General features: G+C 73.4%; 13 protein-coding genes. 7 read left to right on the top strand and 6 right to left on the bottom strand.

The features are described from left to right. Window positions 1-27 precede the first annotated feature (27 nt). The 5 genes from DVH02_RS14710 to DVH02_RS14730 all read left to right on the top strand — a co-directional run bounded on the left by DVH02_RS14710 (window position 28) and on the right by DVH02_RS14730 (window position 6,498). On the top strand, window positions 28-1,254 hold the full coding sequence (locus DVH02_RS14710) for an LLM class flavin-dependent oxidoreductase (RefSeq protein ID WP_407697624.1): 1,227 nt from the start codon (window positions 28-30) through the stop codon (window positions 1,252-1,254). Between the two features lie 19 nt (window positions 1,255-1,273). Continuing rightward, entirely contained in the window at window positions 1,274-2,650 is a 1,377-nt protein-coding gene (locus DVH02_RS14715; RefSeq protein ID WP_114624258.1) for an NtaA/DmoA family FMN-dependent monooxygenase, read from the top strand. Continuing rightward, complete coding sequence (locus DVH02_RS14720) at window positions 2,647-3,777, top strand: LLM class flavin-dependent oxidoreductase (protein ID WP_114624259.1); 1,131 nt, start codon at window positions 2,647-2,649, stop codon at window positions 3,775-3,777. The genes DVH02_RS14715 and DVH02_RS14720 overlap by 4 nt, the downstream gene beginning before the upstream one ends. Before the next feature lie 14 nt (window positions 3,778-3,791). Next, window positions 3,792-4,919 (top strand): LLM class flavin-dependent oxidoreductase, encoded by a 1,128-nt coding sequence (locus DVH02_RS14725; protein WP_114624260.1) that lies wholly within the window; start codon window positions 3,792-3,794, stop codon window positions 4,917-4,919. Between the two features lie 73 nt (window positions 4,920-4,992). Continuing rightward, window positions 4,993-6,498 (top strand): hypothetical protein, encoded by a 1,506-nt coding sequence (locus DVH02_RS14730; protein WP_114624261.1) that lies wholly within the window; start codon window positions 4,993-4,995, stop codon window positions 6,496-6,498. Between the two features lie 33 nt (window positions 6,499-6,531). Here the strand turns inward: DVH02_RS14730 and DVH02_RS14735 are convergent, their stop codons facing one another. From DVH02_RS14735 to DVH02_RS14755, 5 genes are all read right to left on the bottom strand, one after another. Then, a complete protein-coding gene (locus DVH02_RS14735) occupies window positions 6,532-6,849 on the bottom strand; it encodes a DUF6191 domain-containing protein (RefSeq protein ID WP_114624262.1) in 318 nt (105 codons plus the stop codon). A 67-nt stretch (window positions 6,850-6,916) separates the two neighbouring features. After that, window positions 6,917-8,146: an FAD-dependent monooxygenase gene (locus DVH02_RS14740; protein WP_114624263.1), complete on the bottom strand. Its 1,230-nt coding sequence runs from the start codon at window positions 8,144-8,146 to the stop codon at window positions 6,917-6,919. Further along, window positions 8,143-15,567, bottom strand: a complete 7,425-nt coding sequence (locus tag DVH02_RS14745) for an amino acid adenylation domain-containing protein (protein WP_114624264.1) — start codon at window positions 15,565-15,567, stop codon at window positions 8,143-8,145. Before DVH02_RS14745 ends, DVH02_RS14740 begins: the two co-directional genes overlap by 4 nt. Before the next feature lie 124 nt (window positions 15,568-15,691). Continuing rightward, window positions 15,692-21,979 (bottom strand): type I polyketide synthase, encoded by a 6,288-nt coding sequence (locus tag DVH02_RS14750; RefSeq protein WP_114624265.1) that lies wholly within the window; start codon window positions 21,977-21,979, stop codon window positions 15,692-15,694. Between the two features lie 367 nt (window positions 21,980-22,346). Next, complete coding sequence (locus tag DVH02_RS14755) at window positions 22,347-23,213, bottom strand: helix-turn-helix domain-containing protein (RefSeq protein WP_114624266.1); 867 nt, start codon at window positions 23,211-23,213, stop codon at window positions 22,347-22,349. A gap of 330 nt (window positions 23,214-23,543) precedes the next feature. Here DVH02_RS14755 and DVH02_RS14760 point away from each other — a divergent pair, with 330 nt between their 5' ends. Both DVH02_RS14760 and DVH02_RS14765 read left to right on the top strand, forming a co-directional pair. Then, window positions 23,544-23,957 carry a (R)-mandelonitrile lyase gene (locus DVH02_RS14760; protein ID WP_114624267.1) on the top strand — a complete coding sequence of 138 codons (414 nt, stop codon included), beginning with the start codon at window positions 23,544-23,546 and terminating at the stop codon, window positions 23,955-23,957. 107 nt (window positions 23,958-24,064) lie between these two features. Beyond that, a complete protein-coding gene (locus DVH02_RS14765) occupies window positions 24,065-25,099 on the top strand; it encodes an alcohol dehydrogenase catalytic domain-containing protein (RefSeq protein ID WP_114624268.1) in 1,035 nt (344 codons plus the stop codon). Window positions 25,100-25,298: 199 nt separating this feature from the next. Here DVH02_RS14765 and DVH02_RS14770 read toward each other — a convergent pair whose 3' ends face one another. Next, window positions 25,299-26,483, bottom strand: coding sequence for an enolase C-terminal domain-like protein (locus tag DVH02_RS14770; RefSeq protein ID WP_114624269.1), 1,185 nt, complete (start codon window positions 26,481-26,483; stop codon window positions 25,299-25,301). Window positions 26,484-26,513: the final 30 nt, after the last annotated feature.

Below are 26,513 nucleotides of genomic sequence, written 5' to 3' on the forward strand. Positions count from 1 at the left end.
CACGGCCGATCAGGAAGGCACACCTCCGTGTCCCCGTCCTCACCGCTGATCCCTTCCCCGTCCGCCGCGCTCCACCTCGCCGTCGCCCTCGACGGCGCGGGATGGCACCCCGCCGCCTGGCGCGAGCCCGGAGCCCGGCCCCGGGAGCTGCTCACCGCCGCCTACTGGGCCGACATCATCGCGGAGGCCGAGCGCGGCCTCCTCGACTTCGTGACCATCGAGGACGGGCTCGGACTCCAGTCCTCGCGCGCCGCGGACCCCGACGAGCGCACCGACCAGGTACGCGGACGGCTGGACGCCGTACTCATCGCCGCCCGCGTCGCCCCACTGACCAGGCACATCGGAATCGTACCGACCGCCGTCGTCACCCACACGGAGCCGTTCCACCTCTCCAAGGCGATCGCCACCCTGGACTACGTGAGCACCGGCCGCGCCGGCGTGCGCGTCCAGATATCGGCGCGGCAGAACGAGGCGGCGCACTTCGGCCGCCGTACGGTCCAGCACATCCGCGTCGAGGACATGCACACACCGCGGGCCCAGGAAGCGATCACCGAACTCTTCGACGAGGCCGCCGACCACGTCGAGGTGGTACGCCGCCTCTGGGACAGCTGGGAGGACGACGCCGAGATCCGGTCCGTCGCCACCGGCCGCTTCATCGACCGCGACAGACTCCACTACATCGACTTCGAGGGACGCCACTTCACCGTCAAGGGCCCCTCCATCACCCCCCGCCCGCCGCAGGGCCAGCCCCTCGTCACCGCGCTCGGGCACCAGACCGTGCCCTACCGGCTGATCGCCCGCTCGGCCGACCTCGGCTACATCACCCCGCACGACCCCGGCCAGGCCCGCGCCATCGTCGACGAGATCCACACCGAACGGGCCGCGACGGCACGGGCCGGGGAACCCCTGCACCTCTTCGGCGACCTCGTGGTGTTCCTCGACGACGACCCCGCCGCGGCGCGCGCCCGCAAGGAACGGCTCGACGACCTCGCGGGACACCCCTTCACCAGCGACGCCGAGGTGTTCACGGGCACCCCCGCCCAACTGGCCGACCTGCTCCTGGAATGGCGGCGGGCCGGGCTGACCGGCTTCCGGCTGCGCCCCGCGGTGATCGCCCACGACCTGCCCGCGATCACCCGGGGCCTGGTGCCAGAACTGCGGCGCCGCGACGCCTTCCGGCACAGCTACGAGGCGAGCACCCTGCGCGGGCTGCTCGGACTGCCCCGCCCCGCCAACCGCTACGCCACGGCCTGAGCCGGAGGGACCACCGACCATGAGCAAGCCGCTCAAGCAGATCCACCTCGCGGCCCACTTCCCCGGCGTCAACAACACCACGGTGTGGAGCGACCCGCGGGCGGGCAGCCACATCGAGTTCAGCTCCTTCACCCACTTCGCCCGGACCGCCGAACGCGCCAAGTTCGACTTCCTCTTCCTCGCCGAAGGACTGCGCCTTCGCGAACAGGGCGGCCAGATATACGACTTGGACGTGGTGGGCCGCCCCGACACCTTCACCGTGCTGTCCGCGCTCGCCGCCGTCACCGAACGCCTCGGGCTGGCGGGCACCATCAACTCCACCTTCAACGAGCCCTACGAGGTGGCCCGCCAGTTCGCCAGCCTCGACCACCTCTCCGACGGGCGCGCCGCCTGGAACGTCGTCACCTCGTGGGACGCCTTCACCGGAGAGAACTTCCGCCGCGGCGGCTTCCTCCCGCAGGAGGAGCGCTACTCCCGCGCCCGGGAGTTCCTCTCCACCGCCAACGAGCTGTTCGACTCCTGGCACGGCGACGAGATCGTCGCCGACCCGCACACCGGCGCCTTTCTCCGCGACGCCCGCGCCGGAGCCTTCGTGCACAAGGGGCAGCACTTCGACATCGAGGGACAGTTCAACGTCCCGCGCAGCCCGCAGGGCCGCCCCGTCATCTTCCAGGCAGGCGACTCCGAGGAGGGAAGGGAGTTCGCCGCCGCCGGAGCCGACGCGATCTTCAGCCGGTACAGCACCCTCGACGAAGGCCGCGCCTTCTACACCGACGTCAAGAACCGCCTGGCCCGGCACGGACGCGGCCACGACCAGCTGCTGATCCTGCCCGCCGCGACCTTCGTCCTCGGCGACACGGACGAGGAGGCCGGGGAAGCGGCCCGCGAGATACGCCGCCAGCAGGTCAGCGGCGCCACGGCGATCAAACACCTGGAGTTCGTCTGGAACCGCGACCTGTCCGGTTACGACCCGGACGGCCCGCTCCCCGACATCGACCCCGACCTCGGCGAACACAGCATCGCCCGGGGCCGCGCCCAGGTACGGATGTACCGCGACCCGCTGGCCACCGCCCGCGAGTGGCGCGAGCGCGCCGCCGCCAACAACTGGTCGATCCGGGACCTCGTCATCGAGACCGGCAGCCGCCAGTCGTTCATCGGCTCCCCGGCCACGGTCGCCGAGAAGCTCAACGCCTACGTCCAGGCCGACGTCAGCGACGGCTTCATCCTCGTCCCGCACCTCACCCCCGGCGGACTCGACGTCTTCGCCGACACCGTCGTCCCGCTCCTCCAGGAGCGCGGTGTGTTCCGTACGGAGTACGAGGGCACCACCCTGCGCGACCACCTCGGCCTGGCCCACCCCGACGCCGACGCGGCAGGGGAGCGGGCGGCCTCGTGAAGTTCCTCGCCATCACACTCATCGCCCACACACCGCACCCGGCGACCGGCGCGCGCAAGTCCACCGGCGAACGCTTTCGGGAGGTCCTGGACAACGCGCTGCTCGCCGAGGAGCTGGGATTCGACGGTTTCGGTGTCGGGGAGCGGCACGAGCGGCCCTTCATCTCCTCCTCACCACCGGTCGTGCTCAGCCACATCGCCGCGCTCACCTCCCGGATCCGGCTGTTCACCGCCGTGACCACACTCAGCCTGCTGGACCCGGTGCGCGCCTACGAGGACTACGCGACCCTGGACCATCTCTCCGGCGGCCGGCTGGAGCTGATCATCGGCAAGGGCAACGGCACCGCCCAGCGCGAGCTGTTCCACGTCACGTCCGAGGACCAGTGGGAGCGCAACGCCGAGAGCTACGAGGTGTTCCGGCAGATCTGGCGGCAGGACAAGGTGAGCGCCGCGACACGTTTCCGCCCCGGGCTCAAGGACGCCGAGGTATGGCCGAGACCGCTCCAGCAGCCCATCAGGGTCTGGCACGGCAGCGCCACGAGCAAGGAATCCGTCGACCTGGCAGCCCGCTACGGAGACCCGCTGTTCTCCGCGAACGTCACCCACACCATCGAGCCGTACGCCGAGCTGATCCGTCACTACCGCGAGCGCTGGGAGCACTACGGCCACGACCCGGCGCGCATCGCGGTCGGCGCGGGCACGGCGGGCTACTACGCGGCCCCCACCTCCCAGCGGGCGATCGCCGACTACCGGCCGGTGTTCGAGGGCTACCTCGCCTTCCAGAAGCGGATCGGCGCCGACCCGGTGTTCCCGACCCTGGAGGATTTCGTCGAGCGCAGCTCGGCGCTGATCGGCAGCCCCCAGCAGGTCATCGAGAAGGTGCACCGCTACCACGAGCGGTTCGGTCACACCGTGCTCCATCTGCACGCCGACGCGGGCGGACTCACCGACACCCAGCACCGCGACGCGCTCGGACTCTTCCAGTCCGACATCGCCCCCGTACTGCGACGCGAGATCCCCGACCCGCCGTTCACCTGGGGCCCGGTACCGGACGAGGGCCCGCACGGCTCCGCCGACGCCGCGACCGGCACGCACTCCACGCGGCCCGCCGCGACCCCCGACCACTGAGGAGAACCCCGACCGTGTCCCGCATCCCCCTCGGGGTCCTCGACCTCGTACCGGTCCCGTCCGGCTCCACCGCCACCGACGCCCTGCGCAACACCATCGACCTGGCCCAGCAAACCGAACGCTTCGGCTACAGCCGCTACTGGTTCGCCGAACACCACCTCAACCCCGGGGTCGCCGGCACCTCACCGGCCGTCGTGCTGGCCCTGACCGCCTCCGCGACCACGACGATCAGGATCGGCTCCGGCGCCGTTCAGCTCGGCCACCGCACCGCCCTGTCCACCGTGGAGGAGTTCGGCCTGATCGACGCCCTGCACCCGGGACGGCTCGACCTCGGACTCGGCCGCTCGGGCGGCCGTCCCACCGCACCCACGGGCAAGTCCGCTCCGGCCACCGTCCCCGTCGTCGACGGACGGGCCCCCAACGGGCTGCTGATCCCGCCGAGGTTCGCCTTCGAGCGGCTGCTCGGCTCACCCCGGATCGCCCTCCAGCAACAACTGCTGCGCCAGCCGGAAGCGCAGGCACAGGACTACGGTGAGCAGATCGACGACATCCTCGCGCTGCTGCGCGGGACGTACCGGTCCGCGGACGGCGTCGAGGCGCACGTCGTCCCCGGCGAGGGCGCCGACCTGCACGTGTGGATCCTGGGCAGCAGCGGCGGGCAGAGCGCCGACGTCGCGGGCCGCAACGGCCTGCGCTTCGCCGCGAACTACCACGTCAGCCCGGCCACCGTACTGGAGGCCACCGAGGGGTACCGCGCCGCGTTCAAGCCCTCGGAGGCGCTCGACCGGCCCTACGTCAGTGTCTCCGCCGATGTCGTCGTCGCCGAGGACGACGAGACCGCCCGCGAACTCGCCACCGGCTACGGCCCCTGGGTCCGCAGCATCCGCACCGCCGAGGGCGCCATCGAGTTCCCCACCCCCGAACAGGCCCGCGCCCAGGAGTGGAGCGACGCGGACCGCGAACTGGTCGCGGACCGCGTCGACACGCAGTTCGTCGGATCACCCGGCCGCGTGGCCGACCAGCTCGAACAGCTCCAGGAAGCCACCGCAGCGGACGAGTTGCTCATCACCACCATCACCCACGGCCACGCCGAGCGGGTGCGCTCCTACGAACTGCTGGCCCAGGAGTGGCAACGCCGGTAGGCGGCGGCCGGAAAACGGGCTGTGCGCAGCCGCCTGTTTGTCACAGCCGCCGTCTCCTGCTGACATGGGGCACATGCTCCGACGCCTACGCACCCGTGGACCGATACGGATCACCGGCCGCCCGGCCGCGCTGGCGGCGAGTCTCGCCGTCCTCCTGGCCACCGCCTCGGCGCCCGCGGCGGCCGACGGCTCCGGCGAGGTCGCGTTGCGGCTCGAAGCCCCGGCGGACTTCATCCTCTACCACGCGGACGAGGGCGCCGAGGCCCTGAACAGCGACTTCGTCATACCCGTCGCCGTCGAGGCCAGTGCCGACGGACCGGCCCGAGGCGTCCGCGTCGTCGTGGACGCCTCGGGCCTTGAGGGCGTCGCCCGGCCGGAGAAGGGCGGTGGCGGGAACTGCACAGGAAAGTCGGTGGTGTTCACCTGCGTCTACGGCGACGTGCAGAACGGCGACGGCGAGTCCAACACACCCTTCATCCTGCGCGGTGTGGACGGCGTCGAGCCGGGCGACAGCGGGACGGTGACGTACACCGTCACCGCCGACAACGCGCCCACGGTCACCGGCACCACCCGCATGACCGTGGGCGGCCCCACGCTGCGCACGCCCGAGGGCGAGGACGAGAAGACGGTCGAGGGAGCCGAGCCGGGCACGCCCGTGGCCCTGTCGCCCAGGTTCGCCAACCACAGCCGCTTCACCGCGGAACGGGGCGTCGCCCTGCACCTCACCACCGAGGGCGGTGTCCTGACGTCGCGCCCCCGCAACTGTCACTTCGACACCGGCTTCACCTCGGCCTGGTGCCTGTTCGCCACGAAGGCCGCACCGGGCTCCGCGTACCGCACCGCCGCCCCGATCGGCTTCGCCGCCGCGGCCGGGAAGCTGACGGGCTCGCTCTCCTACACCTGGTCGTCCGATCCCCGGAAACCCGAAGGCCACACCGCGCGCGGCACGGACGCCCCGCTGCCGCTGACCGCCACCGCCGACCGCGGCCTCACGCACGACAGCGCCGAGATCCGCCTCGACACCACCGTGCAGGCCGACTACGAGCCGGTCACGGCGACGGTCCGGGGCCGGGTCGGCACCACGGTGAAGGTACGGCTCGGCGTGCGCGACCACGGCCCCGGACGGCTGCGGGACGTCGCGGCGATGGACCCCGAGCTGATGGGCGGCTTCGAGGTGATCCCCCCGGAGGGCACCACCGTCACCTCCATCCCGTACACCTTCGAGGACTCCGGCGGCAGCTGGGCGTGCGCGCGGCCCGAGAAGCCCGGCGGGGCCTTCGTCTGCGCCATCGGCTTCGACAGCTTCGGCGAGGTACGCCACGAAGGGGGCGTCACCGCCATCGACTTCCACATCCGCATCGACCGGCAGGTCCCCGGCGCGCGCGGCACCATCCGCACGCACAACCCCTACGACCGCACCCCCGGGAACGACACCGCGGCCATCCCGCTCGACGCCGCCCCCGCCCCGCTCTACGCGAACCCGGTGGTGTGGTCCGGCGCGGCGGGAGCGGTGGCCGTCGTGGTGGCGGTCGCCGCGTACCGGCGCAGGCGCGCGGGACGCGGCGTGGACAGGCCCTGAGGGCTGGTCCGTCGATCCCTGGCGGACCAGCCCTCAGCGCGCGTTCGGCATCCGTACGACCGCCCTGCCGCCGTCCAGATCCACCGTGGTCCGGTGCGGCGGGGCGCCGTCCTCCTCGTCGTCACGGAGCAGCAGCGCCGACTGCCGCTCCTTCAACTCGCTCTGTTTGCCCGGCGAGAAGGTGGCGTGCAGCTGCTCGAAGCCGGTCGCCGAGATCTGCCCCTGGCGGGCCGGATTGCGCCAGGGCAGCATCCCGGCCCGCCCGGCGCGCAGCAGAAGCTGGTCCACGAAGGCCACCACCGTCAGCGCGATGACCAGTCCGGGCAGCGTCATGAACACCATGGTCTCCATCGCCCCAGTATCGGCGCGGGGACGGAGCGGCGACAGGCTTCGGGCGAGCCTCTCGCGGGCGGGCCGGTCACAGCTGCGCGGGAGCCGCCTTGTCCGTGCCGAAGTCGGGAGACGTGTACGTCATCGCCTTCTCGAAGGGGCGCATCAACAGGGACGTCGGGGCGTACCGCATCAGGGTGTTGCGCACCGCCATCACCAGCGGCCGGTCCTCCTGTTCGTTCTTGCTGAGGGAGTAGGAGTTGTCGACCAGCCACTTGGTGCGCTCGCGCCTGGCCTCCTCGTAGGCGCGCAGCCCGCTCGCCGGGTCGGACGCCGCCGCGCAGCTGTGCGCCAGGACCACGGCGTCCTCGATCGCCGTGCTGCCCCCCTGGGCCAGGGCGGTCAGCATGGGGTGCGCCGCGTCCCCCAGCAGCGTCACCGGGCCCTCGCCCCACCGCTCCAGGAACGGCCGGTCCTGCGCGGGGACCGCGTGGATGGCCTCCTCGGGAGTGGCCCTGATCACCTCGCCGACCACCTCCGCCCAGCCGTCGAAGGCACGGGCGATGTCGTCCCCTTCGCCCTTCCAGGCGCGGGCGGAATCGGCGGACATGTTGCGCGTACCCCACCAGTAGGCGCGGCCCTGGCCGATGTCGTGCAGTCCGAAGCGCTGCCCCCGGCCCCAGTAGTGGCCGTTGAACCCCGGTGTCAGCAGCGGATGTTCGAACGGGGTGACGGCGAGCCAGCAGAGGTAGCCGGCCTCCCGCAGCGGCTCCGGTCCCGCCAGCTGCCCGCGGATCGCCGAGTGGATGCCGTCGGCGCCGATGAGCAGGTCGGCGCGGGCCTCCTTCCCGTCGGCGAACCGGACCCGCACTCCGTTCTCCTCGATGTCGTATCCCGTGGCGGCGGAGCCCAGGTGCACCGGGCAGTCCCCGGCCGCCTCCAGCAGGGCGGCCTGCAGCTCGCCGCGCGAGACGCACACGCTGGGGGCGCCCAGCCGGTCGGAGAGTTCCCGGTAGGGCATCGTCTTGATCCGGCCGCCCGTGCTCGTCATCAGCTCGGCGGTCTCGATGACCCGGCCGCGCTCCGCCAGCCGCAGGTCGATGCCGAGGGTGGCCAGCGCCGTGATGGAGTTGCTCATGACGGACAGGGCGGTACCCGCCGCGCGCAGTTCGCCCGCCCGCTCGTGGACCTCGACCTCGACGCCCACGCACCGCAGGGCGACGGCCGCCGCGAGGCCGCCGATTCCGGCGCCCACGACGATCGCTTTCGTACGGGGTGTACCGCTCGTTCCGCTTCCGCTGTTCATGTCGGTCGTCATCGCTTTCCTCGGGTTCCGTCTCCGGTGCTCGGCAGGCTCGCCGTCACCAACTGGGTGATCCGCTCCGCCACGTACTTCACATAGGGCTCCTCCACGATCTGCAGATGGTCGCCGGGGACGTCGATGACCTCGATCTCCCCGGTCGTCCTGGTCCGCCAGCCGTTCGTGGGGTCGCCGTGCAGGGAGCCCGCCCCGTCGTGCAGGGGCCTGAGCACGTCCGGCAGTTCGCCCCGGGCGTGCAGCAGGGTGAGGTCCAGGTCGGTGACCTCGCCGCGCTCGTCCATCAGTGCCTGGTAGTTCGCCTGGAACACGGCGTACAGGCGGCGGACCGCTTCGTGCGAGTCGCCCGGCGGGAGGATCCCGTTCCGTTCGGCGACCTCGGCCGCGCGCCTGAACACCTCCTCCTCGGAACCGACTTCGCGGGACAGCGCCTCGACGGGGGTGTCGCTGCCGCTGTCCGCCCAGAGGAGTTCCCAGAAGAAGAAGTGGAACAGGGTCGCGTCGCTCAGGTCGCGCGGCGCGTCCGGGCTGAGCGCGACCGTGTCGAGCAGGATCGGCGGCCGTACCTCGTGTCCTGCCTGCCGCAGCAGGCGGGCCATCTCGAAGGCCACGAAGCCGCCGAAGGACCAGCCGCCGATGATGTAGGGCCCGTCGGGCCGTATCCGCCGGACGGCCTCGACGTACGCCGCCGCCATGTCCGGGATCGACCGGTCGGGCTCGGCGCCCGGTACGAACCCGGCCGCCTGGATCCCGTAGAAGGGCTGGTCGTCGGGGAGGTGCCGGGCCAGCGTCAGATAGCAGAGCACATTGCCGCCCAGCGGATGGACGAAGAAGACCGGCGGGCGCTCGCCCTCCTCGCGGAAGGGCACCAGCACCCCGGGGGAGTCCGGCGCCGACGCCGTGGAGCGCAGGCGCTCCGCGATGGCGGCGGCGGTGGGGGCCGCGACGAAGTCGGAGAGCGGCAGCCGGACGCCGAAGCGCTGTTCGATCAGCATGACGAGCCGCATGGCGGTGATCGAGGTGCCGCCCAGTTCGAAGAGGCTGTCGTGCACGCCCGGTTCGGGGATGTCCAGCAGTTCGGCGAAGATCTCCACCAGGGACCGCTCGTACGCGTCACGCGCCGCGCGGCCCGCCCGGGGGGCCACCGTCGTCAGATCGGCGCCGCGCAGCGCGGCGTCGTCCCGTTTGCCGCTGGGCGTGAGCGGCAGGGCGGGCAGCCACTGGTAGTGGGTGGGGATCAGGTACTCCGGCAGGCTGGCGCGCAGCCGGTCCCTGAGCTGCCCGAGGTCGGTCCGCTCCCGGTCGCCCACGAGGAACGCGGCGAGGAAGGAGTCCGTACCGCGCCGCCGGTCCACGACGGCGACCTCGCGGATGCCGGAGTCGTGCGCGGCGTGCCGGGCGAGGGCGAGTTCCACCTCGGCCGGCTCGACCCGGTACCCGCGGATCTTGACCTGGCTGTCGGCGCGCCCGGCGTAGACGATGTCGCCGCCCGGCAGGACGTAGCCGAGGTCGCCGGTCCGGTACAGCCGCCGGTCGCCGTCGGCCGGATGCGGGACGAACCGCTCCGCGGTCAGCTCGGGCCGCCCGGTGTAGCCGTCGGCCAGGCAGACGCCGCCCAGGTGGATCTGGCCCGTGACACCGACCGGGACCGGCCGCATCGCCTCGTCGAGCACCTGGACCTCCGTGCCGTCGACGGGGGTGCCGATCGGCGGCAGCGGCGGGAAGGCGGCCGGGTCGCCGGTCATGGTGAAGCTGGTGACGACGTGCGACTCGGTGGGCCCGTACTGGTTCTCCAGGACGGCGCCCGGCAGCAGGGAGCACAGCCGGCGGATCTCCTCGCTCACGCGCAGCTGCTCTCCGGAGGAGATCAGCGTCCTGAGCCTGCGGGGCACCGGGCCGAGCGCGCAGGCGGCCTCGGCGAGCTGCTGGAGCGCGACGTAGGGCAGGAAGATCCGCTCGACGCCGTGCAGATCGAGGAGGCGCAGCAGGGCCGGCATGTCGCGCCGTTCGGCCTCGGTGGCGAGGACGAGGGTGCCGCCGGAGCAGAGCGTGGAGAAGATCTCCTGGAACGAGACGTCGAAGCTGAGCGGCGCGTAGGCCACCGTGGTGCCTCCGGCCGCGCCGCTGGGCCTGCGGTTCTGCCAGGACACCATGTTGGCGAGCGACCGGTGGGGCATGACCACGCCCTTGGGCCGCCCCGTGGAGCCGGAGGTGAACAGGAGGTACGCGGTGCTCCGCGGATCCGCTCCTGGCAGGGCGGCCCCGGCGCGGGGCGCCGCGGCGGACGTGTCGCGGCCGTCCTGGGCCACCAGCTCCTCCGCGAGCAGCAGGACGTCCTGGTCGTCGACCAGATGGGCGTGGGCGCGGTGCGCGACGACCCGTACCGGCCGCGCCTGCTCCAGCATCGCCGCGATGCGCTCCGCCGGGTATCCGGTGTCCAGCGGCACGCAGGCGGCGCCTGCCCTGGCGACCGCCAGGATCACCGCCACCGTCTCGGGCGCGCGGTCCATGGCGATGCCGACGCGGGTCCCGGGCCCCGCGCCGAGGCCGAGGAGCCGCCGGGCGATCCGGTCGGCGGCCCGGTCGAGTTCCCGGTAGCTCCAGCGCGCGGTCCCCTGGACCAGCGCGACGGCGTCCGGGGTACGGGCCGCCTGCCCGGCGAAGAGGCGTACGACGTCCACGGCGGCCCCGGGTGCCCCGGGCGTCTGCGGGGTGCCGGTCCCGGTGGGGTGGGGAGCACGCCTGGCGGCGCGGGGCCCGGTGGTGGCGAGCGGACCTGTGGTGGCGAGGAAGCCGAGATCGGCGGGGTCCCGCGGGTGGTCCAGCAGACGCGTGAGGATCGCGGTGTAGGCGAGGGCGACCAGTTCGGCCTGCTCGGCGGTGAACGTCCGGCCGTCGCCGTCGACGCGCAGCCACAGAGTGCCGTCCCCCGGGTCGGTCACGGCGTTGACGAGGAGCTGGAAATCGGTCTCCTCGAAGGTACGTACCGACAGCAGCTCGACGTCGGGGCGGTCGAGGACCGGCGCGAGGATGTGGAAGTTGACGTAGTTGAACGCGGTCCGCACGGCCGGTCCGTCCGGTGAGTCCTCCTGGACGGCGCTGAGCGGGTAATGGCGGTGCGGATGGCCGAGCCGCTCCGCACGGTGGGCCTCGCGGACCACGTCGAGCCAGCTGCCGTCCTCGTCGTTCATCCGGACGGGGATGGTGTTGACGAACAGACCGGCGGTGCGGTCCCCTTCGGCGCGTTCGGGACGGCCGTGCGTGAGCAGTCCCGTGGTCAGGTCGTGCTGCCCGGAGAACAGCCGCAGCGTCAGGCAGTGCGCCGCGAAGAGCACGGACTTCACCGGTACGGAGTGGGCGCGCGAGAAGGCGCCGACCCGGTGTTCCAGCCCCGCGGGCAGGGTGGCCCGGTGGGTGACGAAACCGGCCGGCCCGCTCACCGGCGCGGCGGCCCGGAAGCCGTCGAGGTGTGCCCCGCGCGCGCCGTCCAGCCGCTCCTTCCAGTACCGGCGGTCGTCCTCGGACCCCAACGCCGTGCGCTCGGCGAGGACATGGTGGGCGGGGGAGGGCGGCGGGTCCGCGGGGACCGCCCGCGCCTCCTCGTCCTCGGTGCGCAGATGCTCCTCCAGCAGCTCCCGCAGCAGGCTCGCCACACTGCCGCCGTCGAGGAGCGCGTGGTGGAAGCTGAGCACCAGCTCGACGGTGTGCTCGCGGACGTGGACACGGAAGTCGCAGAGCGGCGCGGCCGACACGTCGTAGTCCCGGTAGCGCTGTTGCTCGATGTACGTGTCGATGACCGCGTCCGCCTCCGCCACCGGGCTGTCGCGCTGGTCGACGACGACCAGCCCTCCCGTGATCCGCCGGTGGACGACCTGCAGCGGTTCGCCGTGCCCGCCGAGGTCGATCGAGGAGCGCAGCGCCGGGTGCCGGGCGACCAGCCGGTCGAAGGCACGCCGGAAGGAGGATTCGGACCAGGGCAGCCGGAAGGAGTAGTGGAAGACGTCGTGGTACAGGGCCGTTCCCTCGGTGGCCGCGCTGTGATAGATCAGCCCGAGCTGGAGCCGGGTCAGCGGGAACGCGTCCTCGACGTCCCCCGACCGCAGCAGCTTCTCCCGCGCCTCCTCGGAGACCAGCGCGAACGGCGCGAGGTCGGGGCCCTGCTCGCGCGGCCCTTCGGAGCAGCGGGCGGCCAGGGCCGCCACGGTCGGGTGCTGTACCAGGTCGTTCGGGGTGAAATGGACGCCCAGCCGGGCCGCGCGGGCCTGGATCCTGATGGTCAGGAGGGAGTCGCCGCCGAGCGCGTAGTAGTCGTCGTGGATGCCGACGCCCTCCTGTCCCAGCACCTCGGACCAGACGGCGACCAGCGCCGCCTCGGTCGCGTCGCGCGGGGCGGCGGCCGGTGTCCCGGACGCGGCGTCCGCGCTCCCGGGTGCGGGCAGGGCGCGGCGGTCGGCCTTGCCGTTGGGGGTGAGCGGAACGCGGTCGATGCGCACCAGCCGCGCCGGGATCATGAACTCCGGCAGGTGGCGGGCGAGATGGGCGCGCAGCGCGCCGTCCTCGGCCGGTTCGTCCGCGACGTAGTAGCCGACGAGCCGGGTGCCCTGTGCCGACGTGGTGCTGTCCACGACGGCGCCGCGCACACCGGGTGCGGTCGACAGATGGTGCTCCACCTCGCCGAGTTCGATCCGGTTGCCGCGGATCTTCACCTGCCCGTCGATCCGGCCGAGGTACTCGATCGTGCCGTCGGCCAGCACCCGGGCGAGGTCGCCGGTGCGGTAGAGGCGGCCGCCGGGGGCCGACGGGTAGGGGGTGAACCGCTCGCGCGTCAGCTCGGGGCGGTCGAGGTAGCCGCGGGCGACGCCCGCTCCGGCGACACACAGCTCGCCGGGCACCCCGAACGGCTGTGGCTCGTCCTGGAGTTCGCCGAGCACGTACAGGTCGGTGTTGTCGATCGGCCGGCCGATCGGCACCCGCCGCACCGGGTGTGCGGGATCGGCCGGGCAGACGTACGAGGAGACGTCGACAGTCGCCTCCGTCGGCCCGTAGAGGTTCACCAGCCGCGGGGCGGGCCGCTCCTCGCCCGCCCCGCCGAAGATCCGGTTGAACTGGTCGACGCGGGAGGGCGGCAGGGCCTCACCGCTGCAGAAGACGTAGCGCAGCGAGCGGACGTCGGCGAGCGTCCGCGGTGACTCCTCCAGCAGATCGAGGAACGGGCCGAACATCGAGGGGACGAAGTGCGCGACGGTCACCCGCCGTTCGGCGATGGTGCGCGCCAGCGCCCCGGGGTCCTTCTCGGCGCCGACCGGGGCGGGCGCGACCGCGGCGCCTTCGAGGGCCCACCAGAACAGCTCCCACACCGAGACGTCGAACGCGATGGGCGTCTTGTGCAGGATCACGTCGTCCGCGCCGATCGGGTGGGCGCGCTGCATCCAGGCCAGCCGGTTGACGACGGAGTGGTGTTCGACCATGACGCCCTTGGGCCTGCCGGTCGAGCCCGAGGTGTAGATGACGTAGGCGAGATCGCGCGAGGTGGCGGTGGACTCCGGCGGTGTGTCCGGCCCGTGCAGCAGATCGGCGACGCGCAACACCCGCGTACCGGACGGCAGGCCGGCGCCCGAGGGCACTGGGGCGCTTCCCGCCGCCTCCGCGCCTGCGGCGGCCTCCGCGCCCGCGGCGCCGGGCGCGTCAGGACCGCCCACCAGGACGACCTTGGCGCGGCTGTCCTCCAGGACGAAGGCGATCCGCGCGGCCGGATAGCCCGGATCGACCGGTACGTAGGCGCCTCCGGCCTTGAGTACCCCCAGGACGGCCACGAGCGTCAGCGGCCCGCGCTCCAGCAGGACGGCGACCCGGTCGTCGGGGCCGACCCCGGCCGCCCGCAGCGCGTGGGCGACCTGGTTCGCCGCCGCGTCGAGCGCCCCGAACGTCAGGGAGGCGTCGCCGGGCGGGCCGTCGCCGGGCGCACCGGTCGCGGCCGCCGAGAGCACCGCGGGCCGGTCCGGTGTCCGCGCGGCCTGCTCCTCGAACAGGCTGTGCAGGGTCCGCCCGTCGGCGTAGGGCACCCGGGGGCCGCGCGCGGCGCTCTCCAGGTTCCGGCGCTCGGCCGCGTCCAGCATGGGCAGCGTCCCGATCGGCCGGTCGGGCTCCTCGACCGCGCCCCGGATCAGGGCGGTGATGTGACCGGCCAGCGCCCCGACGGGAAAGTCCTCGTCGAGGACGTCACGGCCGTAGGTGAGGGTGATCCGCACCTCGTCGGTGCCCCGGATGTGCAGGACGTGGACGGCGATGGCGTCCTGCGCGTGCGCGGGCGCCGAACCCCTGGTCTCGCGGGCCAGTCCGGCGACGTCGGGGCTGGGCGGCATCGGCAGGTAGGACAGCGTCACGTCGAACAGCCGCGGTGCGCCGCCGCTGCCGCGCGGCAGCGTCCGCAGCACGTCGCCGAGTGCGAGCCGCTCGTGGTGCCGCAGCTCCTCGCTGCCGGTCTCGACGGCCTCGCCGACCTCGCGCATCGTCGCCGTGGCGGGGGTCCCCACCCGCAGGGGGAGGATATTGGCGAAGTGACCGACGGTCGCCAGCTCCCGCACGGTCCTGCGGTTGAGCAGGGGGATCCCGAGAACCACCTCACGGGTGCGGTGGACCCGGCCGAGATAGGTGGCGAACGCCGCCGCCACGACGGGGAAGACCAGCCGCTGCTGTTCGCGCAGGCGCCGGACGAGGTCGCTGTCGACGGTGAAGGAGTGCCGGCCGGTCGCCGGGCCGGCCTGCACCGCGCCGCGGGTGAACAGGGCGGGCACCACATCGGCGTGCGCCCGGCGATGGAACTCCTGGTCCTGCCGGAATCGCGGCGACGCCGTGTAGCGGGCCTCCTCGCCGATGAAGTCCGTGTAGGAGGGGGCGGCCGCGGCCGACGGGGCTCCGCCCGCCTTCACCCGCGCGTAGTCCTCGAAGACCTGCTCGGTGAAGAGGAAGACGCCATAGCCGTCGGTGACGATGTGATGGGCCTTGACGACCAGGTGTACGGCACCTGGCCCCTCCCTGAGCAGCGAGATCTCGAACATCCTGCCCCGGCGCAGCGGGAACGGGCGGGCCATCGTCCGCTCGACCCAGGCGGCGCACGCGGCGCGCGGATCGGCCTCGTCGCTCAGGTCCACGAGGGAGACGAGGGCATGGTCGGGAGCCGGGCCGACCTCGGGGTCCCGCCACTGGTGGGGGACCTCGTCACGCGCGTCGAACGACAGGGAGAACGCGTCGTTGCGCCGTACCGCGCGGGCCAGACACGCCCGCAGGGCGGGGACGTCCACCCGTCCCGTGAGGCGCTCGTGCACGACGCAGTTGAACTGCGGATGGCTCTCGTCGAGGGCGCTCGCGGCCCAGATGTCCCGCTGATGGGCGGTCAGCGGCAGACTGATGGGATCGGACATTTCTTCTCCTCGTGGGGCAAGCCGGTACGGTCGGCCGGCAGCGGGAGGCGCCGGAGCGGCCGGTGAAGAAGGCGGGGGAGCCGGGCGGGCCGCACAACGTCGCGGCCCGCCCGGTCAGGGCCGGTCAGCCGGTGGACGGTGGCGTGGCCACCAGGTCCTCGACCAGCGCCCCGGCCAGCGCGCGCACATTGCCGTGGGTCCACAGCAGGGTCGGGGACAGCGTGGTGCCGAACGCGGCCTCCAGCCGGTTGCGCAGCTCCAGGCTCATCAGCGAGTCCAGGCCGAGCGTCTTGAACGGCGTCTCGGGACCGACGCGTTCGGGCGGCAGCCGCAGGACCCGGCCCGCCAGCTCGCGCACCGCCTCCTCGCCGATCCCGGCCCTGGCGTCCCGGTCAGCCGCGAGCAGACGCTCGCGCAGCCCGTCGCGCGGCGCGGCCCCGGCGCCGTCGCGGGCCGCCGCGCGCAGCAGCTGCCAGCTCGGCAGCGCGGCGGTGTCCGGGTAGGCGTCGAACCACTGCTCCGGGTCGAGGGGTACGTACCCGACGACCGGCTCGTCGCGCTCCAGCATCCGGGTCAGCGCCGGCCACGCCTCGTGCGCGGGGAAACCGCCCATGCCGCGTTCCGTGAGCCGGGCGCCGCGCCGCTCGTCCGAAGCCGCCAGCCCGATGCCGGTGAACGGCCCCCACTGCACGCTCAGGGCGGGCAGGCCCCGCTCGCGGCGCGACTCGGCCAGGGCGTCGAGGTAGGCGTTGGCGGCGGCGTACGCGGCCTGCCCGGCGTTGCCGACCAGCGCGGCGGCGGAGGAGAACAGCACGAACAGGTCGAGCGTGTCGTCCGCGGTCAGCGCGTCCAGGTTGCGGGAGCCCAGGGCCTTGGGCGTCAGGACGGTGGCGGTCGCGGACGGGGTCATGGTGTCGATCGTGGCGTCCGCGAGGACCCCCGCCGCGTGGAAGACGCCCCGCAGCGGCGGCATCTCCTCGCGTATCCGCTCCAGCGCCCCGCCCAGGGCCCGCGCGTCGCCGACATCGCACCGCAGGGCCTCGACGCGTACGCCGTCCGCCCGCAGCGCCGCCAGCCGCCGCTCGGCGTCCTCAGTGGGGGCCGACCGGCCCAGGAGGGCGAGCGCGCCCGCTCCCCGCGCGGCGAGGAACTCCGCGAGGGACAGCCCGAGCGCCCCCAGCCCGCCGGTCACCAGATAGGTCGCGTCGGCCCGGAAGCGGCCGTCCGGCAGCGCTACGGGCGCCACCTCCGCGACGGTGTGCGGTTCGGTGAGGACGAACTTGCCGATGTGGTCGCCGTGGGACATCTCGCGCAGCGCGGTCGCCGCCTCGGCGAAGGGCAGGGTCCGCACGGGCAGCGGCGTGAGCCGGCCCTCCGCGACGTGCTCCCAGACGTCGGCGAATATCCGGGCGAACCGCCGCGGCCTGCGGTCCATCAGACCGGCCAGGTCCACGGCGGAGAAGCTGACGCCCTTGCGGAAGGCGTCCAGGGAGATCCGGTGGCCGCCGTGGATGTCCTTCTTGCCCAGTTCGACGAAGCGCCCGTCCTCGGCGAGCGAGTCGAGACCGGCCTCGATGGCGGCCCCGGTCAGGGAGTTGAGCACGACGTCCACGCCGCGCCCGCCCGTGGCCGCGCGCACCTGTGACACCCAGCCGAGGTCCCGGGAGTCGAACACCTCGGTGACGCCGAGGCCGGTCAGGAAGCGGCGCTTGGCCTCGCTCCCGGCGGTGGCGACGACCCGGGCCCCGAGCAGCCGGGCGACCTGTACGGCGGCGAGCCCGACGCCACCGGCGGCCGAGTGGATCAGGACGGTCTCGTCCCGCTCCAGGCGGCCGAGTTCGGCGAGCCCGTACCACGCGGTGGCCATCGCGAGCGGCAGGGCCGCCGCCTCCGCGTCCCCGAGGCCCCCGGGCACCGGCCGCGCGTGCTCGGCGCGCACCGTCACATGGCTGGCGAGGGAGCCGAACGCACAGGCCACCACGCGGTCCCCGGGACGCAGGCCGGTCACCTCGGGGCCGACGGAGACGATCCGGCCCGCGCACTCACCGCCCAGCAGCCGGGCGCTGCCCGTCGGGTCGGGGTAGGTGCCGAGCGCCTTCATCACGTCGATGAAGTTGAGCGCGGCGGCGCCGACCTCGACCTCGATCTCGCCGGGGCCCGGCGGCCGGCCGGCCAGCGGCAGGCACGTCACGCCCTCCCACCGGCCCGGCAGGGTGCTGGCGACCCGGAACGGCAGACGCGCGGCGCGCAGGGGCGGGCGCGCGGTCTCCGGTTCCGTGAAGCCGCCCGCCCGGGTGAGCCGGGCGGCCAGCCGGGCCGTCCCGCGCAGCGCGACCTGGTCCTCGCGGCTTGTGCCGAGGATCTCGGCGGCGCAGGCCGCGGCCCAGCCGCTACCGGCCGGATCCACGTCGACGACGCGCGGCTCCAACTCCCCGTGCTCGCGCCGCAGTACCCGGGCGTAGCCCCAGTAGAGCGCGGCCCCGGGATCGGGGCGGTCCCCGGCCGCGGCCGCCTGCCCCAGGGGCGTGACCACGGTCAGCCGGGGCGCCCCCGCCGAGGCGGTGCAGGCACGGACGACCTCGGTGAGCGCGCCGAGACCCGACTGCTGGGCCGCGAGGCCCGCTTCGGCGGGGGGCGCGGCGAAGACGACGCCCGCGGCCTCGGTCACGGAGCCGAGCGCGCCGTGCTCCGCTCCCGGAGGGACCCGGGTCACCTCGGCGCCCTCGGCGCTCAGCGCGTCGGCGAGCGCCTCCACGAGGCCGCCCGGGTCGGCGGGGTCGCCGCAGACGAGCCACGGCCCGAGCGGCGCACCGCCGCTGCCGGGCGGTTCGGTCACCTCGGTCCACCGCAGCCGGTGCAGCCGGGCCGCGTCCGTCGCGTCGCGGGCGCCGCCCGCGCTCAGCGCCTCCAGCCGCAGCCCCTCCATGGTCAGCACCGGGCGGCGCTCGGCGTCGAAGACATGTACGTCCACGGTGCCGTCCTCGTGCCGGACGGCGTGGGACCACACCCGGTCGACCGGCGGCCCGTCGGGGCGCTCCGGCACCCGGATCCGGCGTATCGCGGTGGGCACCAGCGCGGTGTCCGCGCTCTCCCCCTCGAACAGCGCGAGCGAGACCTGCAGGGCGCCGTCCCACAGCGCCGGGTGCAGCGCGTAGCGCCGCGCGCCCGGCGACAGCGCCGCGTCGAGCACCGCCTCGCCCACCGCCTCACGCCCGTCGGGTCCCCGGTACAGCGCGCGCACACAGCGGAACGCGGGCCCGTAGCCGAGCCCTCGCCGGGCACATGCCTCGTAGAACGGCCCCGGCTCCGCCGCCGGAGCCGTGTCGAGCCACCCGGGCAGGACCGGCAGGGCCGCGGCGTCGTCCCGGTAGTCGGCGCGTGCCGTGGCGTGCCCGCTCCACGCGTCGCCGCCCCGGGGCAGCGACAGGAGCCGGAAGCTGCCGCCCTCGCCGATGTCGTCACGCCACTCGACGGCCAGCCGCTCGGGGCCCTCCCCGAAGGCGACCGCCGCGCTCAGCGTGATGTCGCGCAGGGCGCGCGGCGCGCCGCCGGTCCTGGCCCGCGCGGTGTTCATCGCCAGTGTCAGCGTCGCGGTACCGGGCAGCACGGCGGTGTCGTGCACCCGGTGGTCGGCGAGCCACGGCAGGTCGGCGACCGCCAGCTCCGTGGTGCCGTGCCACACGTCCCGCTCGCCCGGCGAGGGGGCGAGGGTGACGTCCAGCCCGCGCGGCGCCCCCGAACGCGAACCCGACACCGCGCCGTCGGGGAGCCAGTGGCGCTCCGGCCGCATCGGATGCGCCGGCAGCGGGAGGGGCGCGCACCGGGGCAGGCCGCCGAAGGGTTCGAGCCCCGCCACATAGCCGCGCGCGAGGGCGCGGGCGAACGCGTCGGGCCCGCCCTCGCCCCGCCGCAGGGTCGTCAACGCGGCGGCGGACCGGCCGTGTTCGGCGATCAGCTGCTCGGCGGCCGGGGTCAGCACCGGATGCGGACTGATCTCCACCACATGGCTGACACCCTGGTCCAGCGACCGGGTCAGGGAATCGGCGAACAGCACGGAACCGCACAGGTTCTCCACCCAGTAGGCGGCGTCCATGACCCGGCCGTCCAGCGGCTCCCCCCGTACCGTCGAGAACAGCTCGACGCTCCCGGGACCGGGAGCCGCCGGCGCCAGCTCGACCAGCAGGTCGTCGCGCAGCTCCGCCATCTGCGGACTGTGCGAGGCGTAGTCGACCTGGACGAGCCGGCAGTACGTCCCCTCCGCCTCTAGCGAGTCCCTCAGCGCGAGGACGGCGTCGGTGTCCCCGGACAGGACGCAGGAGGTCGGCCCGTTGTGCGCGGCCAGCGCGATCCTGCCCCCGTACGGGCCGACGGCCGCCAGGGCCGCGTCGCGGTCGAGATCCACCGCCAGCATCCGGCCGCGCCCGCAGGTCCTGCGGACGACCGCGCTGCGCCGCGCCACCACCAGCGCCGCGTCCTCGTACGACAGGATCCCGGCGAGCGTGGCGGCGGCGATCTCGCCCTGGCTGTGCCCGATGACCACGTCCGGCTCCACCCCGGAGGCCCGCCACAGTTCGGCGAGTCCCACGGACATCGCCCACAGGACCGGCTGGAGCATGTCGACGCGCTCCAGCCACTCGTCCCCGGACTTCCCCGTGAAGACGTCCAGCGGATCCCACGTCAGATGCGGACGCAGCGCGTCGGCACAGCGCTCCACCACCCCGGCGAACAACGGGCTCTCCCGGTACAGGTCCTGCCCCATGCCGTTCCACTGCGAGCCCTGCCCGGGAAAGACGAACGCGGTACGCCCCCGCTCGACGGCGCGTCCCGTCACCACGGCGGCGTGCTCGCCGTCCTCGGGACGCCGCGACACCTCGGTGAGCGCGGCGGCCAGCGTCTCGGGCGTGCCGGCGAGCAGCGCCGCCCGCACCGGGAACTGCCCACGGCGCCAGGCAAGCGTCCCGGCCAGCTCCTGGACGGCCGCTCCGCTCTCCGGCAGCCGCTCCAGGAACTGCGCGGCGCGCTCGGCGAGGACCGGGGGCGACTGGGCGGACAGCGGCACGAAGGCGGGGAGCCCGGTGGCCGGCCGCGCGTCGGCCGTCCCGGCCCCGGCGGACGCGGGCCCGTCCGTCGCCTCGGGCGGCGCGGCCACCACCACATGGGCGTTGGTGCCGCCCCAGCCGAAGGAGCTGACCCCGAGCCGGACGGGTCCGGTACGCGGCAGTTCGAGCGGCTCGCGCAGCACCCGCACATGGAGATCGTCGAAGGAGATGTCCGGGTTCAGCTCCTCGGCGTGCAGGCTCGGCGGTACGACCCGGTGCCGCAGGGCGAGGAGCACCTTGAACAGCGCGCCCATGCCCGCGGCGGCCTCCAGATGCCCGATGTTCGTCTTGACCGAGCCGATCGGGACGGGCCCGCGGGTCCGGTGCCTGCCCACGGCCCGGCCGATCGCGGCGGCCTCCGCCGGATCGCCGCGCCTGGTGCCCGTGCCGTGGGCCTCGATGTAGGCGACGGAGTCGACGGGGACGGCGCCGGGAGCGTCCCCGTAGAGGCCGCGCAGCAACTCCTCCTGGGCGTGCGTGTCGGGCGTGACCAGGCTGTCGCCCCCGCCGTCGTTGTTCACCGCCGTACCCAGGACGACCCCGTGGATCCGGTCCCCGTCCTCCAGCGCGCGTTCCAGGGGCTTGAGACAGACGGCGGCCACGCCCTCGCCCCGGACGAAGCCGTTGGCGGCGGCGGCGAACGCGGAGCAGCGGCCGTCGGGGGAGAGGCCGCCGAAGTGGGTGAGCCCGACGGAGACGTCGGGCGCGAGTATCAGGTTGGCCGCGCCGACGATCGCGCCGGTGATCTCGCCCTGGCGCAGCGCCTGTACGGCCAGGTGCAGGGCGACGAGGGAGGAGGAGCAGCCCGTCTCGACGGTGAGACTCGGGCCGCGCAGCCGCAGGAAGTAGCTGATCCGGGCGGAGAGGACGTCCAGGGCGCCGCCCACGATGCTGTGCTGGGTGGGCGCGGCGCCGCGTTCCTTGCGGAGGATCTCGTAGTCGTGCCACGACGCCCCGATGTAGACGCCGGTCCTGGAGCCTTCGAGGTCCGCCGGGCGCTGTCCCGCGTCCTCCACGGCACGCCAGGCGGCTTCGAGGAGTAAGCGCTGCTGCGGGTCCATCTCGGCCGCCTCCCTCGGGGAGATCCCGAAGAAGCCCGCGTCGAACTGGTCGACTCCGTCGAGGAAGCCGCCGACGGCCTGCACGTCTTTGCCGGGGTCGAGGGGGCGCGTGGCGTCCCAGCGGTCGGCGGGGACGGGGCGGACGGACTCGCCGCGCTCCATCATGAGTGTCCACAGACTGTCCGCGTCGGGCGCACCGGCGAACCGGCCGGACATTCCGACGACGGCGATAGCGTTTTCTTTCTCATGCATGGGAAAACTTCGTCCTTTGCCTGCTGTCGTACCGGCTGAGGAATATGCCGATAGTAATGCTCGACCGTGAACACGTATACGTGATCAGGCATACTCTTTGCTCAGGTTTCCGCTGGCGTTCTCGCTCCGGTCCTGTGCGGTCCGGCCGGCGGGACACGGCCGTGCCGACAGGCCCGGAAACCGCACCGGGCCGTGGATCCGGGCATTCGCAGACCCGGAATCGGGCACGCGGCAGGCCCGATTCGAAACCCTTGCCGAGCGGGGTGCGGGAGAATCACGGATAAAACAGCGACAAATCACAAAGGGTCCGCCAGTATGCTGACGAACCCTCACGCGGCAGCGGGCCGTGCCCGGGACGGGGCGCCGCTCAGTCCACCGGCCGGCCGGAGAGGTGCCGGTCGGCGGCCCAGGAGGCGAGGACGCGCAGCCCGTCATGGGTCGGGGAGCCGACCTCGGCGGTCCAGACGACGAGTTGCTGGTCGGGGTCCGTACTGGCGGTGAGGGTGTCCCAGTCCAGGATCAGCTCGCCCGCGACCGGATGGTGGAGGGTCTTGGTCCCGACGCGCAGGGCGGCGACCTGATGGGCGGCCCACCAGGCGCGGAAGTCCGGGTCCTGGACCGACAGTTCACCGACGAGCGCGGTCAGCCGGGGATCGTCGGGATACTTGGCCGCCTCCATGCGCAACTGGGCGACGCTGGTGCGGGCCACGGTCTCCCAATCCGCGTAAAGAGTGCGCATGGCCGGATCGGTGAAGAGAATGCGCGTGTAATTGCGGTGCTTCTCCGGAATTCTCGCGAAATCAGTGACGAGTGCGGCGGCGAGGGAATTCCAGGCGATAACATCCATACGCCGGCCCATGACGACGGCGGGGGTCGCGGTGAGATCGTCCATAAGACGCCGCAGTTGCGGCTGGACCTTCTGCCGTGACCGGCGCCGGGGCCGCGCGGTCTCTTTTCCGGCGAGCCCGAAAAGATAGTCGCGCTGGTCGTCGTCGAGGTGCAGCACCCGGGCGAGGGCCTCCAGGACGGGCGCGGAGCCCTGGATACGGCCCTGTTCGAGACGGGTGTAGTAGTCGGTCGAGATCGCGGCGAGCCCGGCGACCTCCTCCCGGCGCAGCCCCGGGACCCGGCGCGGTCCCGCGCCGTCGGGCAGGCCGACGGCGCGGGTGCCGAGTTCGGCCCGGCGGGCCTTGAGGAACTCACCCAGCTCGTTGAGGTGTGCGTCGGGGCTCATGCCGCCCAGTCTCGCACCGGGGGCCGGGGTGCTGAGGGGGAGAGTTCTCTCCCAGGATGTTTCCCTCCCGGGAGGGAATTCTCCCCTGTGCGGGCCCGCACACGGGTGCGAACCTGGAACACGCTGCGCCGGTCGGCCCAATTCCACGGGTGGGACCGGCGGACCGCGGCACATCATCGGAAAAGGCGGACGCGTCCGCGAACCGGCACCCGTCGCGGGGCACCCGTTCCCGAAACCCGTTCCGGGGGCACCTGTTCCCGGGACACGGATTACCGGGGCACGGAGACGTCGCCCGCGCCACGAACGTATCTCGAAGAAGTAAGGACACCGATGGAGTTCGTCAAGCCTGGGCCCACCACCAAGGCCCCCGCCGAATGGTTCACGGGGGACGTGTGGTTCGACGTGATCCAGGCGGGCCAGGAGCCTTCCCGGCTCCGCGCCAACATGGTCCGGTTCGCTCCGGGAGCGCACACCGCGTGGCACCACCACGCCGTGGGGCAGACCCTGCACGTCGTGGAGGGCGTCGCGCTGATCGGCACCCGGGACGGCACGGTCGTCGAGGCCCGGCCAGGGGAGACGGTGACCTGCCCGCCCGGCGAGGAGCACTGGCACGGCGCGACACCGGAGCGCTTCACGCAGCACCTGGCCCTGTGGGAGGGCCCGGGTGACGACCGGCCGGAGACCACCTGGCTGGAGAAGGTGACCGCCGACCAGTACGGCGGGCCACGCACCCGGAGCCACTGACCCGCCGGGCCGGATCCCCGGCCCGGTCGCGCGCCCGCCCCGCCGTTCGTCGGTGGCGCACCGGCCGCACCCCCTCCCCTGATCATCGAGAAAGCGAGATGTCTCCCATGCGGGCAACGTTCATGCACCAAGCCGGCGACGTACGGGTCCAGGACGCCCCCGACCCGGTGATCGAGCAGCCCACCGACGCGGTGGTGCGGGTCGTGCGCTCCTGCGTCTGCGGCAGCGACCTGCACCCGTATCACAGCCTGTCCGCCGCCGACGGGCCCGCGCCGATGGGCCACGAGTTCATCGGCGTGGTCGAGGAACTCGGCTCGGAGGTGTCCGGTCTGCACCGCGGCGACCTGGTGGTCTCCCCGTTCGCCTTCGCCGACAACACCTGCGACTACTGCCGCGAGGGCCTGCAGACCTCCTGCCCGAAGGGAGGCTTCTTCGCCGCGGGCGTCGGCGGCGCCCAGGCCGAGGCCGTCCGCGTCCCGCAGGCCCAGGGCACCCTGGTCAAGCTCCCCAAGGACGTGGACTCCGCGCTGCTGCCGTCGCTGCTGACCCTGGCCGATGTCTACGGCACCGGCTACCACGCGGCCCATCAGGCCCGCGTCCGGCCGGGGGACAGCGTCACCGTCGTCGGTGACGGCGCCGTCGGTCTGCTCGCCGTCCTCTCGGCCAGGCAGCTCGGCGCCGAGCGGATCATTCTCATGGGGCGTCACAAGAGCCGCACCGATCTGGGCCGGTTCTTCGGCGCCACCGACGTGGTCGCCGAGCGCGGCGAGGAGGGCATCGCCAAGGTCCGCGACCTGACCGGCGGCCAGGGAACCCGCGCCGTGCTGGAGGCCGTCGGCCACCTGCCGGCCTACGAGATGGCCGTCGGCGCGGTACGTCCGGGCGGTGTGATCAGCCGGGTCGGCGTCCCGCAGTACGACGAGGCCCCCGTCGGGTTCGGCTCCCTGTTCGGCCCGAACGTCACGCTCACCGGCGGACCGGCCCCGGTACGCGCCTACATCGACCAACTGCTGCCCGCCGTCCTGGACGGCACCGTCGATCCCGGCCGCGTCTTCGACCGGACCGTCTCCCTCGACCGGACGCCGGAAGGCTACCGGGCGATGGACCAGCGCGAAGCCCTCAAGGTCCTGATCACGCCCTGATCACGCCCTGATCATTCCCTGATTCCGCCCTGATTCCGCGCGTCCGCGCGCTCCCGGGGCCGCGCTCCCTGGGCCGCGCGCTCCCGGGGTGGGCAGGCCGACCGGCGCCTGCCCGCCCCGGGCGCGCCCGGCCCCGGGACCCCGGCCCCGNNCCGGGCGCGCCCGGCCCCCGACCCCGGCCCTCGCCCGCCGTTCCCGGCTACGCCCAGTCGGCCAGCTCCGGCATGGCCTTCTCGTTGATCCGCAGCCCGATGCCGGGCTCCGTCGGCAACCGCGGTCGTCCGTCGATCACTTCGGGCTCGCCGAGGAACAGCGGATCCACCCTCTGGTCCTGTCCCCAGTAGGACGGGTTGGTGAGGTGCTCGATCCAGGTGCAGCCGGGCTGGGACAGCACGACGTGCAAGGTGGCCGCTGAGTACACGTGCGGGATGACGTCGAGACCGGCGCCCGACGCCATCTGGCACACCCGCCGCAGTTCGGTGATGCCGCCGACCCGGTGCACGTCCGGCTGCAGGACGTCCGCGGCTCCGGCGTCGATGAGGTGCTGGAAGCCGTACCGGGTGAACTCGTGCTCGCCGGTCGCGATGGGCACCAGCCCCAGGTCGCGGAGCATCGCGTGGCCCGCCACGTCGTCCGGGATGAGCGGCTCCTCGACCCAGCGCAGCCCGAGACCCGACAGGCCGCGCAGCATCTCGACGGCGAAGGCCCGGTCCCACCCCATGTAGGCGTCGCTCATCAGCTCGATGTGGTCGTCCAACTCGTCGCGTACGGCCTCGATATGACGGAGGTTGGCGAGGAGGCCGCGACGCCCGTCGGCCGGACCGTACGGCCAGTTGGCCTTGACGCCCGGGTAGCCCCGGTCGGCGTAGTCCCGTGCCATGCGCCGGACTTCGGCCAGGTCGTCGTCGGGCTGCACCTTGCTGGCGTACGCGCGTACCCCCCTGCCGTGCTCGCCGCCCAGCAGTTGGTAGACGGGCCGCCCCAGCGTCTTGCCCACCGCGTCCCAGATCGCGATGTCGATGGCGCTGATCGCCTCGATCGCGGCGCCCTTGCGGCCGTACACGATGGACGAGCGGTACAGCTGTTCCCAGATCTGCTCGGTCGCCCGCGCGTCGAGTCCGGTGGCGATGCGTCCGAGGTGCTCGTTGACCATGAGGGTCGCCGCCCCGATGCCGTCCTCGGAGTAGCCGAGGCCGGTGGTCCCGTCGGCGAGTGTGACCCGTACGACGATGATGCCCTGCGGCCAGGTGTACCAGGACCAGCCGTCCCCGCGGCGGGCGAATCCGTTCATCGGGCTCGGCCCCCTGACGCTCTTCTGCTGCTGCCAGAAGTTGCCCCACATCGACCGGGCGACGTGTCGTGCCTCGACGTTGATGATCTCCACGGATCTGTCCTCTCTCCGGTCGGCGTACCC

The organism is Streptomyces corynorhini (assembly GCF_003346515.1).
In the GTDB taxonomy this organism is placed as follows: domain Bacteria; phylum Actinomycetota; class Actinomycetes; order Streptomycetales; family Streptomycetaceae; genus Streptomyces; species Streptomyces corynorhini.

Coding starts and splice junctions, on each gene's coding strand:
- DVH02_RS14765 (WP_114624268.1), top strand. CDS start 24,065: ATGCGGGCAACGTTCATGCACCAAGCCGGCGACGTACGGGTCCAGGAC.
- DVH02_RS14750 (WP_114624265.1), bottom strand. CDS start 21,979: ATGCATGAGAAAGAAAACGCTATCGCCGTCGTCGGAATGTCCGGCCGG.
- DVH02_RS14760 (WP_114624267.1), top strand. CDS start 23,544: ATGGAGTTCGTCAAGCCTGGGCCCACCACCAAGGCCCCCGCCGAATGG.
- DVH02_RS14740 (WP_114624263.1), bottom strand. CDS start 8,146: ATGACGACCGACATGAACAGCGGAAGCGGAACGAGCGGTACACCCCGT.
- DVH02_RS14715 (WP_114624258.1), top strand. CDS start 1,274: ATGAGCAAGCCGCTCAAGCAGATCCACCTCGCGGCCCACTTCCCCGGC.
- DVH02_RS14745 (WP_114624264.1), bottom strand. CDS start 15,567: ATGTCCGATCCCATCAGTCTGCCGCTGACCGCCCATCAGCGGGACATC.
- DVH02_RS14730 (WP_114624261.1), top strand. CDS start 4,993: ATGCTCCGACGCCTACGCACCCGTGGACCGATACGGATCACCGGCCGC.
- DVH02_RS14735 (WP_114624262.1), bottom strand. CDS start 6,849: ATGGAGACCATGGTGTTCATGACGCTGCCCGGACTGGTCATCGCGCTG.
- DVH02_RS14755 (WP_114624266.1), bottom strand. CDS start 23,213: ATGAGCCCCGACGCACACCTCAACGAGCTGGGTGAGTTCCTCAAGGCC.